The 14,335-nt window shown below is 44.7% G+C and carries 10 protein-coding genes; 9 read left to right on the top strand and 1 reads right to left on the bottom strand.

The window, feature by feature from the left end; all coding sequences use genetic code 11:
* Positions 1 to 10 precede the first annotated feature (10 nt).
* The 6 genes from REC12_RS01710 (at position 11) to REC12_RS01685 (ending at position 7,424) form a co-directional block, all read left to right on the top strand.
* Entirely contained in the window at positions 11 to 664 is a 654-nt protein-coding gene (locus REC12_RS01710; RefSeq protein ID WP_308891918.1) for a cobalamin B12-binding domain-containing protein, read from the top strand.
* Positions 665 to 678: 14 nt separating this feature from the next.
* Entirely contained in the window at positions 679 to 1,656 is a 978-nt protein-coding gene (locus tag REC12_RS01705) for a uroporphyrinogen decarboxylase family protein (protein ID WP_308891917.1), read from the top strand.
* A 291-nt stretch (positions 1,657 to 1,947) separates the two neighbouring features.
* The gene (locus tag REC12_RS01700) at positions 1,948 to 3,618 is read left to right on the top strand and encodes a formate--tetrahydrofolate ligase (RefSeq protein WP_308891916.1); all 1,671 of its coding nucleotides are present in this window, start codon (positions 1,948 to 1,950) and stop codon (positions 3,616 to 3,618) included.
* A gap of 336 nt (positions 3,619 to 3,954) precedes the next feature.
* Entirely contained in the window at positions 3,955 to 5,214 is a 1,260-nt protein-coding gene (locus REC12_RS01695) for a multiheme c-type cytochrome (RefSeq protein WP_308891914.1), read from the top strand.
* A gap of 14 nt (positions 5,215 to 5,228) precedes the next feature.
* A complete protein-coding gene (locus tag REC12_RS01690) occupies positions 5,229 to 6,095 on the top strand; it encodes a hypothetical protein (RefSeq protein ID WP_308891913.1) in 867 nt (288 codons plus the stop codon).
* 99 nt (positions 6,096 to 6,194) lie between these two features.
* Entirely contained in the window at positions 6,195 to 7,424 is a 1,230-nt protein-coding gene (locus tag REC12_RS01685; protein WP_308891957.1) for a DUF438 domain-containing protein, read from the top strand.
* Between the two features lie 461 nt (positions 7,425 to 7,885).
* Here REC12_RS01685 and REC12_RS01680 read toward each other — a convergent pair whose 3' ends face one another.
* Positions 7,886 to 8,338: an Hsp20/alpha crystallin family protein gene (locus REC12_RS01680; protein WP_308891911.1), complete on the bottom strand. Its 453-nt coding sequence runs from the start codon at positions 8,336 to 8,338 to the stop codon at positions 7,886 to 7,888.
* Positions 8,339 to 8,686: 348 nt separating this feature from the next.
* Between REC12_RS01680 and REC12_RS01675 the strand changes: the two genes are divergently transcribed.
* The 3 genes from REC12_RS01675 (at position 8,687) to REC12_RS01665 (ending at position 14,081) form a co-directional block, all read left to right on the top strand.
* Entirely contained in the window at positions 8,687 to 10,519 is a 1,833-nt protein-coding gene (locus REC12_RS01675) for a sigma 54-interacting transcriptional regulator (RefSeq protein WP_308891909.1), read from the top strand.
* Between the two features lie 294 nt (positions 10,520 to 10,813).
* Complete coding sequence (locus REC12_RS01670; RefSeq protein WP_308891908.1) at positions 10,814 to 12,157, top strand: acetyl-CoA hydrolase/transferase family protein; 1,344 nt, start codon at positions 10,814 to 10,816, stop codon at positions 12,155 to 12,157.
* An 88-nt stretch (positions 12,158 to 12,245) separates the two neighbouring features.
* On the top strand, positions 12,246 to 14,081 hold the full coding sequence (locus tag REC12_RS01665) for an acyl-CoA dehydrogenase family protein (protein WP_308891907.1): 1,836 nt from the start codon (positions 12,246 to 12,248) through the stop codon (positions 14,079 to 14,081).
* Positions 14,082 to 14,335 lie beyond the last annotated feature (254 nt).

Genomic DNA, 14,335 nt, shown 5'->3' with positions numbered 1-14,335 from the left:
GGAATTACAAATGTCCAAAATTGCGGATATCAAAACAAATATAGAAAAGGGCAAGGCTAAGCTTGTTCCGGACTTGGTACAAGAAGCATTAAATGAAGGTGGTTCCGCGGAAGATATTCTCCAAGTGATGGTTGACTCCATGGGCATCGTCGGCGACCGGTTTTCTGCCGGGGAAATTTTTGTGCCGGAAATGCTGATGGCCGCTAAAGCAATGTCCAAAGGGGTTGAAGTGCTCAAACCTCATCTTGTGAGTGACAGCGCTTCTTCTTTGGGAACATGCATTATTGGCACTGTGGAAGGGGACCTTCACGATATTGGCAAAAACCTTGTTAAAATGATGCTCGAAAGTGCCGGTTTTAATATGGTCGATCTCGGCGTAGATGTTTCCGCAGCCAAATTTATTGCGGCTGTCAAAGAAAATGAAAACGTAACTTTAGTAGCATGCTCAGGTCTTCTCACAACGACAATGACAGCGATGAAAAAAACGATTCAAGAACTCAAAGCCAGTGGCTTAACGGGGTTCAAGGTCATTGTCGGCGGTGCGCCCGTAACCCAGGAATACGCAGATGAAATTGGTGCAGACGGCTTTGCTCCCGATGCGGGAAGCGCCGCCGTCAAAGCTCAGGCATTAGTAAGTGCTTCTCATACATCATCAAACAGTTAAAGGGGATAGTAACAATGTTAACGAAAAGGCAAAATTTACTGGAAACGATCAAAGGAGGAAATCCGGATCGCTTCGTAAATCAGTATGAATTCATGGAAATAATTTTGGAAATGCCCATAAAGTTCATGTGTGAGCCGGGTACGGAATTTAAGAATGATTGGGGTATTACCTTCAGATGGCCGGAAGGCCAGCTTGGTCAGTTTCCGGTGCATGACGCCGAGCACAAAGTATTGAAAGATATTACAGAGTGGAAAAAATATGTTAAGGCGCCGGTCATTGAGAATTCCGACGAAGCCTGGGCTGCCGCCGTGGCTCATGCTAATTCGGTGGACCGCAAGGATAAATTTGTCACAGCCTTTGTAGCGCCGGGCGTTTTTGAAATGTGTCACCATCTTATGAGCATGGAAGATGCCTTAATGGCTTTATATGAAGAACCCGAAGCCATGCATGAACTTATTGCTTACTTAACAGAATTCGAGTTGGGTTTGGCCAAAATACTGATTGAGCGTCTTCAGCCAGACGCCCTCTTCCATCATGATGATTGGGGCAGTCAAAAATCTTCCTTCATTTCCCCGGCGATGTTCGAAGAGTTTTTTCTGCCGGCCTACAAAAAAATATATGGCTATTACAAGGACCATGGCGTCGAACTGATCGTGCACCATAGCGACTCCTATGCGGCTAACTTGGTTCCTTATATGATCGAGATGGGAATTGATATCTGGCAGGGAGTTATGACGACAAACAACACACCTGAGCTGATTAAGAACTACGGTAAACAAATCAGCTTCATGGGAGATATCGACAGCGGTGTCGTTGATTTCCCGGCTTGGACACCGGAAATAATTGCCCGCGAAGTGGAGAGAGCTTGCAGAAATTGCGGCAAGCTATACTTTATTCCTAATTTAACTCAAGGTTTAAATTTCAGTTCCTTTCCGGGAGTTTATGAGTCGGCAAGTGCAGCCATCGATAAAATGAGTAAAGAAATGTTCTAAACCACTCAGACGATAAGGAAGCTTTCCCTTTATTTACGGCTTGCCTGCAAAATTTCCTTCCAGCACTAAAATATTTAGCCCTCTTATGGATCGGGATCGAGAATATTCTATGGATTTTAGAAATGGAATATGAGCAAAATATATGCTGAGCTGCAACGAAAGCCGGACATGCCTTCCGGCTGTCAGTCCGTACAGGAATTAAAGACCCGGGCTTGGAAGTTTTGGCCAGGTCTATGATTTCAGGGTTGAAGATCAAGTAAAATAGTCTAATCAGAAATGAGGTAAGTAACTATGAAAAGCGATATTGAAATCGCCCAAGCAGCCGTCATGAAACCGATCGTGGAAATTGCTCAAACGCTGGATTTGCAAGAGGATGACATTGAATTGTACGGCAAATACAAGGCTAAAGTGAGTTTGGACGTCTGGAAGCGCTTAAAGGATAAGCCCAATGGCAAACTTATCTTAGTGACGGCGATTAACCCTACCCCCGCCGGAGAAGGAAAAACAACAACGACGGTAGGCTTGGGACAGGCACTTTGGAAAATGGGCAAAAAGGCTATGATCGCCGTCCGCGAACCCTCTTTAGGCCCTTGCTTTGGAGTCAAGGGAGGAGCTGCCGGAGGCGGGTATGCTCAAGTTGTGCCTATGGAAGATATCAACCTTCATTTTACGGGCGATTTCCATGCCATCACCTCGGCCCATAGCCTTTTAGCCGCGATGCTGGACAACAGCATCCAGCAGGGAAACCCCTTAAATATCGATCCCCGGCAAATTGTCTTCCGCCGGGTTGTCGATATGAACGACCGCGCCCTGCGCAAGCTTGTCATCGGTTTGGGCGGCAGAACAGAAGGGGTCCCGCGGGAAAGCGGCTATGATATCACCGTCGCTTCGGAAGTCATGGCAATTCTCTGCTTAGCCAGCGATCTGATGGATCTCAAAGAGCGCTTCGGCAAGATTGTTGTGGCCTATACCTACGACGGAAAACCGGTCACCGCCCATGATCTGGAAGCGGAAGGTGCTATGGCCCTTTTGATGAAAGATGCCATTAAACCGAACCTTGTCCAGACCTTGGAAAACACCCCGGTGTTTATTCATGGCGGACCCTTTGCCAACATTGCCCACGGTTGCAACAGCATTATGGCCACCAAGCTCGGTCTCAAATTAGCCGATTACCTGGTCACGGAAGCCGGTTTCGGCGCCGACCTGGGAGCCGAGAAGTTTTTCGATCTGAAATGCCGCTTTGGCGGCTTGAAGCCTGAAGCCGTTGTGATTGTGGCAACGGTGCGGGCTTTGAAAATGAACGGCGGTCTGGCTAAAGACCAACTGGACAGAGAAGACCTGGGGGCCTTGGCCCGGGGTGTGGTCAATCTGGAGAAACATATTGAAAACATGGCCAAATTTGGGGTTCCGGCCGTTGTGGCTATTAACCGCTTCCCTACAGACACAGAAGCCGAGCTTAGCTTGGTGCGGGAACGCTGCCAAGAGTTGGGTGCGGAAGTTGCCCTTTCCGAAGTATTTACGCGCGGCGGGGAAGGTGGGATTGAACTGGCGGAAACCGTTCTCTCTGTGCTCGAACGCCGGGAATCCAAGTTCAAGGAACTTTATGAGCTGGATTTGTCCATTGAAGAGAAAATCTCAACCATAGCCAAGGAGATTTACGGTGCGGCCGGTGTTGTTTTTGACAAAGGGGCCCAGGCGTCCATCAAGAAATATGTGGAGATGGGATACGGCAATTTGCCGATCTGTATGGCTAAGACCCAGTACTCGCTTTCCGATGACGCTGCGCGTTTAGGACGGCCAACGGGCTTCACGATCACGGTACGGGAAATTCGGCTCTCGGCAGGCGCTGGATTCCTGGTGGCAATTACGGGCGCAATCATGACAATGCCCGGTTTGCCCAAACGTCCGGCGGCGACGAGAATGGATATTGACTCTGAGGGAGTTATTACAGGATTGTTCTAGTTTCCCTGATATAGGGTCAATGGAAGTCCGTAAGCACACAACTCCGAACTCCTTTGATCACAAGTATTGTGGCTAAATGAGGCTTCGCCTGATTAAAGGTAAAACCTAATAATTTCCTGTAAAAATAGGGGCGGAAATTCCTTACGGAGTTTCCGCTCTTTGTGCTGCCGGAAAGTAAAGCTTTATCTGGCAATTTTCTTCCGGCGTAAGTTCAACCAGGCAGCCGCCTGCGCGGCTTAAGCTATTATTTACCATGTTTAGGATATGTTTTCTGATTCATACTAAGACTACTTGGTAGGTAGGAGGTGTATCCGTATCCATAACGATATAAAAAAAATGACTATATGGCGGAATTTAATCCTCGCCCTTTTAGCAACAATAGCAGTCGGTTTATTATTAAATTGGTGGAACTTCAGCAGCGGGAGCAGCCCTGTCGCCCGGAATTTTGCAGGGAATGGGGGGAGCTGCCTTAGTTGTCATAATCAGACCACCCCCGGAATTGTCAAGCAATATGGTGAAAGCAAACACGCGGCCAATAAGGTAAGCTGTTTAGACTGTCACCGGGGTGATCCGGGAGGAAAGCTGACTGTCAACCACTACGATAATCAAATAGTGTTCAAACCAACTCCTTTGAATTGTTCCCGCTGTCATCCGGCTCAAAGCCAGCAATTTGACCACAGCCGTCACAGTGCGCCGGCTTGGTATGCTCAGACAGGGGCAACAGCTTTTACAGATAAACAATTACAGCAGTATGGCCTGTCCTCAACCGGGAGCTATAACGATCTCTATCATTTGGAGAGCCCTGATATAACCAAAATGGCCTGTGAAGTTTGTCATGGCATTGGAAAGCCCAATGCGGACGGTTCTTTCGGTGATTGCAGCAAGTGCCATTTAAGCCATTCCTTTTCCCTTGCTCAGGTACGAAAACCGGAAGTCTGTGGTTCCTGTCATTTAGGCCCTGATCATCCGCAAAAAGAAATTTATGAGGAGTCATTGCACGGAGTGCAGTATGCGGACAAAGGCAGTACCTGGGATTGGAATGCCCCGGCAGGCACTTTATCCAGTAAGAATTTCAGCGCACCTACCTGTGCTATTTGCCATATCAGTGCTTTTGGCGCAGCCCCGGGGACGCATAATGTGGGCGAGAGGTTAAGCTGGATGCTGACACCTGCTCAAGCGGTAAAACGTCCGGATTGGCAGACACACAGACAAACTATGCAAACCGTCTGTTTGGAATGTCACGCTAACAGTTTTATTCAAAATCTATATGATAACGCCGATAAAGTTGTCCAACAAGGCAACTCAAATATTGCCACTGCCCAAACGATTATTAAGAACCTAAAAAATGAAAAGCTGATCCCCAGTGCCCCCTTCTCCAGCTCTGTAGACTTCAAAGGGTTTGAGATTTGGCACCACGAAGGCAGGAGAATGCGCTTCGGAGCCTTCATGAACGGTCCCGACTATGTACAGTGGCATGGCATCTATGAGCAATTGCTGGATTTAACGGAATTAAAAGAATGGGATGCCGATATACGCTCCAAAGGTCCCCGTCAGTCGACAGCTCAGGATACCAGTAAATCTACTAAGAATCCGTAGGAAGGGGGAGCTGTATGAGGTCTGCAACGACAACGCACTTTGTTTACCGCTGGCTGACCGCTGAGGATGTAGAAGTTCCTTGGGGTAAAACCAGCTTAATATTAGCCTATCTGTTTTTAAACTATGTGATAGTATTTGTCGACGTCTTGATCGCTCATTCCGAAAACAGTTTTTTTCCGCTTTATGAGTGGATACCGATCATCTACTCACCCTTAGCTGCCTTGGCTGCTTTGCTGCTACTGCTCGTCCCCCGTTCCGGTTTGAGCAGATTGATCTATTTTGTCATGATGTTTGCCGGAACCATTATCGGGGTCTTAGGATTCGGTTTCCATCTGCAAGCTTCAGCGGCGGGAAATTCCGTATCCTTTGCCGGTTTAATCAACTCTAATCCGGTCTTTGCGCCTTTAGCCTTTGTGGCCTTAGGTCTGATTGGATTATTGGCGGGCAGGGACGACCGGCCGGACTATAGAAAATACGGTTTTACCAATAAAACCCGCCATTTGCTCTTTGTTACAGCATTCTGGTTTTTTGCGACGGGGTTAGTTGCATTTTTTGATCACGCCCGGACAGGGTTCACGAATGTATATACCTGGGTTCCGGTTTACACCGGAATTTTTGCCGGAATGGTAGTATTACTGCAAGCCTTCAGCAGAGAGGAGAAAGGACTATCCCTTTTATATATAGTTACAATCGCGCTCTGCCTGGCCGTAGGCCTGTTAGGTTTTGCTTTCCATCTGACAACTGATTTGGCCGGAAGAGGGAGTATCGTTTGGGCAAAAATATTCTACGAAGCGCCCGGTTTGGCGCCGTTACTGTTTTCCGATATAGGAATTTGGGCTGCTTTGGTGTTTCTTGATCCGCTGCCGAAAACAGCCGGGTAAAAAACATCCCCAATAAATCGTTTAAACCGCAGTGATAAAGAAGATAGAGAAATGATCATTAATAAAAAGTTTAGCATTAAAAGAATAGGAAGTGGAATAATGAGCGACATGATCAACAATCGTGAATACCGGCAAAAAGTTTTAAAAGAGCTGATAAGCGAACTTCACAACGGAAAGAACGTTGAAGATGTTAAGCCGAGGTTTGAGGAGCTCATAAAAGGCATTTCAGCCAAAGAAATAGCGGAAATGGAACAGGCCCTAATTATGGACGGAATGCCCGTAGAGGAAATTCAAAATCTATGCGATGTTCATGCTGCCGTTTTTAAAGGGTCCATCGCAGAAATTCATCAACCGGAAAAACCCGAAGCAATCCCGGGGCATCCTGTTTACATATTTAAAAAGGAAAATCGTGAAATAGAGAAGTTGCTGAATGAAAAAGTAAAGCCCAATCTTGAGAAATTAAAGCATCCTGACAATATGAAAAATACAGATATTCTTCTGGAAAATATAAATCGTTTAAGCGAGATCGATAAACACTATTCAAGAAAAGAAAATTTACTTTTTCCTTATTTGGAGAAGTATGGGATAACTGCCCCTCCCAAAGTGATGTGGGGTGTTGATGACGAAATTAGAGATGCAATCAAAGCATTGAAGACGTTATTATCCAGTGATGGAATTAAGGATGAAGTAATGGGAAAAGCCCAGGAACTCGTCAATAGAGTGCAGGAAATGATTTTTAAAGAGGAGAACATCCTTTTTCCCATGGCCCTCGAAACTTTAACCGAAGATGAATGGTTGAATATTGCCGAAGAAAGTGAAGAAATTGGGTTTACATTAATAGAATCTAAGGAAGAATGGCAACCGATAACGAAAGCTGCAAAAGAAAAGGTCAAGCAGCAAAGGGAACAGCTTAGCGGCAATGGCAGTATTGCTTTTGACGCGGGCAGCTTATCCCCTAAAGAAATTAACGCCATATTGAATACCCTGCCTCTAGATATAACCTTTGTTGACAAAAATGGAACCGTCAAATATTTCTCTCAAGGAAGAGAAAGGATATTTGCCAGGACTAAAACCATCCTGGGGAGAAGAGTGGAAAACTGTCATCCTCCCGCGAGCATCCAAATTGTAGAAAAGATCGTAGCTGATTTGAAAACCGGGAAAAAGGACCATGAGGATTTCTGGCTTAAAATGGGGGAAAAATATGCCTTTATTCGCTATTTGGCCGTAAAAGATGAAAAAGGCGAGTGTCTTGGCATTGTGGAGGTAACACAAGACATAGCGCCAATACAAAAAATAGCCGGGGAAAAGAGGCTTCTCTCCGATACCTAATATTTTGGCAATGCCTAGCCGAAATATCGTAAACAAATATGACGCTTAATTCCCTATGTTTTTATTAAATAAGGAGTTTTAGACCAGCATCACTCGTTAAGCTTGTGATACTGGTCTATTTGATATCTCTGAAAACCATCGAGCAAACTGCCACCGGGAGCCAGGAGTTGGACGCTTGGGCGTTGGCTACAGGTTTTGTAAAAGTAAAAGCATGGCAATGGTCCGAAACTTTTATCGGAATTGAGTATTGCAAAAAAACTTCAATCTGAAAACCCAGGTAGAGGCAAGGGAAGCGATAAGGCGTCTTTGATACTGGCCGGCCAAGGAGTTTGGATTGCCGGCAAAGTAAAAGTTTTAAGGAAGAAAAGCTAGAAGTCTCATCTTATCCGGGAGCTTTAGCTTTTCACATTGTAACTATATGAGAGCATCTTTTTTAGAGATGCTCTCATATAGTTAGTGCCCTATTCGATTCGAATTTGTTTGCCTTTCTTTTTCCAGGTGTCTTTTTTAGGAAGGGTTAATATTAAAATTCCATCCTCGAATTTGGCGCTTACTTTGTCATTGTCTATATTTGAGATTGCAAAGGATCTTGTTATAGTGCTATAGTTTCTTTCTCTCCGGATGTAATTGTTATTTTCCTCATCTAACTGCGAGCTTTTTTGGACAGAAATAGTCAGTTGGTCTTCATTGAGGTCAATATTAATTTCATCTTTTTTTACGCCGGGTAGCTCGGCCTCGAGAACATAATCCTTTTCATTTTCCCTAATATCTACTCTCATTTGCGCACTATTTTTGTACAGGGAAGGAAAAAATCTATCATTAAAAAAGTTGTCGAAAATGTCCTCAATGTTAAATAAGTCACTACTTCTGGCGATATTAGATTGCTTTTTGGAAAAGGGAACTAAATCAAACATCAAAAACACCTCCAATTTTTACTTAGGTAGAAAGATCAATGAAAGGGTAAAATTTAGTGCATAAATGACACCTCCTGATTCCTGTAACTGACCTTGACTAACTTTGACCTTAATAAAAATTTTACCCATCTGGGGCTGAAAATCAATTCCTAAACTAGACCCGAAATTAGTATTTAAAGAGATAAACCTCGGTAGTCTGAATTTATTTACTTATTACTCATTATTTTAGTAGATTACTTTGTAATTCTGCTTATTGCAGGATTGATACCGTTATTTTGCGTTGTTGTTTAAGCAGGAATTTTCGGAAACTTGTGGAATGCCTTTATGAAGGTAAGGGGAGGATGTGGGATGGATATTTTCTCCAATATGATCAGCAGACCGGAAATAGCTTCAGTAGAAAATCTCGTCACACTTGATTTTTCTAAGGTTTCTGAGGATCGGAAAGTATTTGAGGTTTATGAAGAATTCGGTCAATCCTTTAACTTTGTATATGTTGTAAACAGGGAGGGTTTATTGGCAGGCATTTTAGATCAAGCAACGCTGACACAGGCAGATATTCATAATACCTCAAAATGTGTCAAAGAACTACTAGGTAACGCGCCTTTATGCCTGGCTGTAAATAGTTCAACTGAACAAGCACTCTCTTTCTTTCTTCAACAAAGAGCAGAGGAAATTCCTGTCACAGATGATAAAGGACGAATGACTGGCGTACTAAAGCTCTGGCCGCTGCTCGATCATTTGGCGAGTACGCTCCGGGGATCGTATCAAGAGCTCAACGAAGCAAAAAAACTTATAGCTACTTTGGAGACAGTAGTAGATAATCCCTACGAGGGCCTTGTGGTCATTGACGAACATGGTCAAGTGGTCATGATTAATAATTTCTATTTAGAGGCGCTTGGGCTTAGCGGAGAGCAAGCTTTGGGACGACATATTCACGAGCTGACTCCGCATTCCAAGCTTCCTGAAATAGTGCGTACGGGAGTAACACAATTTGGCGAGTACTGGAAAGTACGAGACCGGGAATTTATGATTATCCGGGCACCAATTAAGAAAGACGGCAAAATAATCGGGGCACTTGGCAAGACTCTTTTTAAAGATATGGGGCTGGCTCGCGTCTTCGCCAAGAAGCTGACCCAATTAGAAAATGACTTGAAATTTTATAAAGAAGAATTGCGCAAGATCCACCGGGCCACGTATACTTTCGACGATATTATCGGTGAAGGGCCTAAAATCACTGCAACTCTTCGTTTGGCGCAACGGGCCGCCCGCACGACCTCAAACGTCCTCATCACAGGAGAAAGCGGTACGGGCAAAGAGTTGTTTGCCCATGCCATTCACAATGGGAGTATGCGCTGTCATGGGCCGTTTATTAAGGTTAACTGTGCCGCTATCCCGGAGCAGCTTCTGGAATCAGAGTTATTTGGTTATGCTGAAGGAGCCTTTACCGGAGCGCGCAAAGGCGGAAAACCGGGTAAATTTGAACTGGCCAACCATGGTACTATCTTCTTGGACGAGATCGGAGATATGAGTTTTTCAATGCAAGCTAAGATTCTTCGGGTCATACAGGAGCAGGAAATTGAAAGGGTAGGCGGAACGCAGCCTTGCCAAATCGACGTGCGTATTATTGCTGCGACCAATCGCAATTTGTACGACATGGTGCAGGAGGGAACCTTTCGGGACGATCTTTTCTATCGCTTAAATGTGATGGTTGTCGATTTACCGGCTTTAAGGAAAAGACCGGAAGACATTGAATTACTTGCCAACTTCCTGTTGATGAAGTTAAACCAGAAATTAAAGACGAGTGTGGAAGGCATTACCCGAGAAGCCATGCAAATATTGCAGAACTATGCCTGGCCGGGCAATGTCCGGGAATTGGAGAGCTTATTGGAGCGTACTATGAACGTCGTTGAGGAAGCGTTCATATACCCTGAACATCTGCCGGTTCAATTAAGACAGTCTGAAGCATTCCAGTATAGCTTTCAAGCTAAACAGGAGGGTGAGCAGAGGAAAATAGACGTGTTTTTGCATTCCGCTGAAAGAGATTTGCTGCTCGACGTTTTGCGGCGGACCAAAGGCAATAAAGCGCAAGCGGCTAAAATGCTGGGGATTCACAGGTCATTGTTGTACAAGAAACTAACTAAGCTCGGGCTTGACGGTAAGACTTTGTCCCGGGAGTTATAAAAATAATTGTGTCTCCTTATTAAGACGGTGTGTCTTTTTTCAGAAGGTATAGTCTCAAATTTGAGACTATGAAGACAAAGAATAAGGCCTCATTAACTATCTTAAAGGTCTTAAATCGCTAAACATTTTCATTAGTAGAGAATCTAAAACGTTGAATTAGCCGGGAATCATTCAGGCTTTATTTTTTTAAACTATTATTCCGAAAAGTCAAAAGAGTGGTTCTATTCTTGCATAGCCAAGCTTATTGGCAAGAGGGAGGCATAAATTTCGAAATCTTAACAGGGAGGAATTGGTTTGGATCACAAAAGAGAATACGAACGCAAATTTGTTTCCGCTGATGAAGCAGTCAAGGTCGTTAAATCCGGTGATGTTGTCCATTACGGTGAATTCGTGATGGCTTCTCAATTTTTAGATGCGGCTTTAGCCAAGAGAAAAGATGAACTAGAAGGAGTTAATATTAGAACAGTTTGCTGCCCATTCCCGCCCCAAACTGTTGTCGGCGACCCTGAAAGAAAACATTTTATCTATAATGATTGGCACTTTAGTGGGGCCAGCAGAAAGCTGCACGATAAAAATTTGTGCAATTACATTTCATTAACCTATCATGAAGGTCCCAGTTTTTATGACCGGGGTTATGTTCCCGTCGATGTAGCCTTGATCAAGGTTACCCCTCCTGATGAACATGGCTATGTAAATTTGGGTACGGCAAATTCTATTACTCATGCCTTCTGTGACGCCGCCAAAATAGTTATTGCCGAAGTAAACAACTCTGTACCGAGATGTCTGGGCGGTTCAAGAGAGTCCTTACATGTTTCCGAAATTGACTATTTTGTTCAAGGGGATAACAGCCCCCTCCTTCAGCTGCCCGATCCCACTGTTTCCGCTATCGATAAAAAGATCGCCCAAATTATCCTAGGGCAAATTTCCGATGGTGCCTGCCTGCAGTTAGGAATCGGAGCAATGCCGAATGCAGTCGGTGCCATGATTGCTCAATCGGATTTAAAAGATCTGGGTGTTCATACGGAAATGCTGGTTGACTCCTTTGTTGATATGTACGAAGCGGGAAGAATAACTGGTTTGCGCAAACAGATTGACAAGGGAAAGATGGTCTATACTTTTGCCATGGGAACCAATAAGCTCTATGATTTTTTGAATAACAATCCAATCTGTGCAAGTTATCCGGTCGATTATACGAACGATCCGGATATCATTTGTCAGAACGACAACATGATTTGCATTAACAATGCGATAGAAGTTGACCTCTACGGCCAGGTCGCCTCAGAATCATCCGGCATCAGGCATATTTCCGGAACTGGGGGCCAGTTAGACTATATTTATGGGTCCTATAAATCTAAAGGAGGTAAAGGCCTGATCTGCCTTACCTCAACCTTCGCCGACAAGGAGGGAAAATTACAATCGCGCATCAGGCCTACTTTAACTCCCGGAGCGATTGTTACTGTTCCCAGAAGTATTAATTATTATGTGGTTACTGAATATGGTATAGCCATGCTTAAAGGCAAAAGCACGTGGCAAAGGGCGGAAGCTTTAATCAATATTGCGCATCCTGATTTGCGTGAGGAATTAATAAAAGAGGCGGATGCTCAAAAAATTTGGGTACGGTCGAACAAGATATCCTAAGGGACCAGGCCCCCAGAGAAAAAGGTCTAACATGGACAAGAGAAATACCAATGGAAGGATTAAAGAAATACAGAGGAGGAATTGAAAAATGGCGTCAAATTTTGCCGTCAATAATATTCGGGATTTTGAGTTTATCATTCAAGAGTGGCTTCCTACCGCGGGTGTTTTTAACTATCCTCAATTTGCCGACTACTATTCCAAGGATGACATTAAATCAGTTCTGGAACCTGTTTTAAAAATGTGCAAAGGGGTTATTGAAGCGACTAACGACGAAAATGAGACCCATCCGGCCAGCTTTGCGGATGGTAAGGTAACTACACCGCCCAGCTTTGGGCCTCTTTTCCACAAGCTTCAGGAAGAAGGATGGGGTACCAGCAATATTGACAATTCTCCTGACGCCATGGTAATGCCGGAAATGTTATACGCCGCTGTTTGGGAGCTGATTTGTGCTGCCAACCCCACCTTTATGCCTTATATTCTGCTGACTTCCGGTGCCGCTAATTTGATTCAAACTTTCGGCGATGAGAAATTGAAAGCTATGTTCCTTCCTAAGATGATGAACGGTACTTGGTCAGGCACTATGTGTCTGACCGAACCTGGTGCCGGATCTGATGTAGGGGATATCCTATCGAAAGCTTATCCCACCGACAATCCGCGGATTTTTAAAATCAAGGGCAATAAGATATTTATAACGGGTGGAAATAATGATTTTACGGAAAATATCATTCATCTCTATTTAGCACGTATAGAAGGTGCCAGACCCGGAACCGGCGGTATTTCTCTGTTCGTAGTTCCTAAGCTGTGGGTCAACGAAGACGGCAGCTTGGAAGACAACGATTTTGTTAACACGGGTATAGAGCATAAGCTGGGTCAGCATGGTTCGGTCACCGCCGCTTTATCTGCCGGGGAAAATGGAAATTGCCGCGGTTGGTTGTTGGGTATAGATCCACGCGAAAATGAGGGCAAAGGTGAAGGAATGGCCCAGATGTTCCAAATGATGAATATGGCGCGCATGGAAACAGGCCATATGGCCCTATCCTGCATTATTAACGCCTTTGCCAATGCTCGTGACAATGCTAAACAGAGAGTTCAAGGCCGCCTGCTTACCAAGCCCAAAGGAGAGCGGGTAGCCATCATCAACCATGAAGATATTAAGCGAACTCTAATGATGGGTAAAGCGCACATTGAAGCCATGCGGGCTATGATGTACAGAGTTTATCTGGCCTTTGACCAGCGGCATCGCGACCCCGATCCGGCGGTGAGACAAGCGGCCAATGATCTTATTGAAGTGGCAACTCCACTTTGTAAGGCCTATCCTTCTGATGAAGGTTGGTGGCTCATTGGTGAGGCTATACAAACCTATGGCGGCTATGGCTACTGCGAAGAGTATCCTGTAGCCCAAATTGCCCGCGACATGAAAATCTACTCTATTTGGGAAGGGACCAATTTTATTCAATCCATGGATTTAGTGGGCCGCAAGATGAACATGAAGGGTGGCTCGGTATTTAACGCTTGGGTCCAAGAAATGGTAGATTTCTATGAAGCAAATAAAAGCAATGAGCCGTTAAATAAAGAATTCGCCTATTTGGGCAAAGCGCTGGAGGCATATAAAGAGATGAGCAAAGCTTTGGCCGGATATTCTCAGACCAATCCGAGTATGGTTCCGCTCTATTCGCGCCGCGTCTTGACCGCTACGGCCCAGCTTTACTGCGGCAGGCAGATTTTAGACCAAGCAATATTAGCGGATAAGAAGGCCAGAGAACTTGGACCGGATCACTTTGATTACAAATTCTACACAGGCAAAGTAGCCACCGCTCAGTACTATGTGCGCAATGTCGTCCCCAACGTGTGGGGGGTCGCGGAGATCGTAATCGACGGTGATACTTCCGCCCTTGATGTTCCGCTTGAAGCTTTCGAATACTAATACTAAGTTGCGTTTGAATGATGAGATTATTAAAGACATAGTTATTGAGCATTAAGAAATAAAGCGGATCTCCCGCACCATTTAACTGGATGCGGGAGATCCGCTTTATTTCTTAATTAGGGCTTGCTAACGAGTGCAAAAAAACAGGAAAGAGCCTGATTTTGCAAGGTTTTCTGGGCATTTTCGTCGAATCTTTAGTGCAAGGAACTATGAATTAAGGTTAATAAAACCGTGCACTTGGAGGTTAAAATGTA

Origin of the sequence: Candidatus Desulfosporosinus nitrosoreducens, from assembly GCF_030954495.1 — a bacterium.
Taxonomy (GTDB): domain Bacteria; phylum Bacillota; class Desulfitobacteriia; order Desulfitobacteriales; family Desulfitobacteriaceae; genus Desulfosporosinus; species Desulfosporosinus nitrosoreducens.
This window is presented reverse-complemented; position numbering and strand designations above follow the sequence as displayed.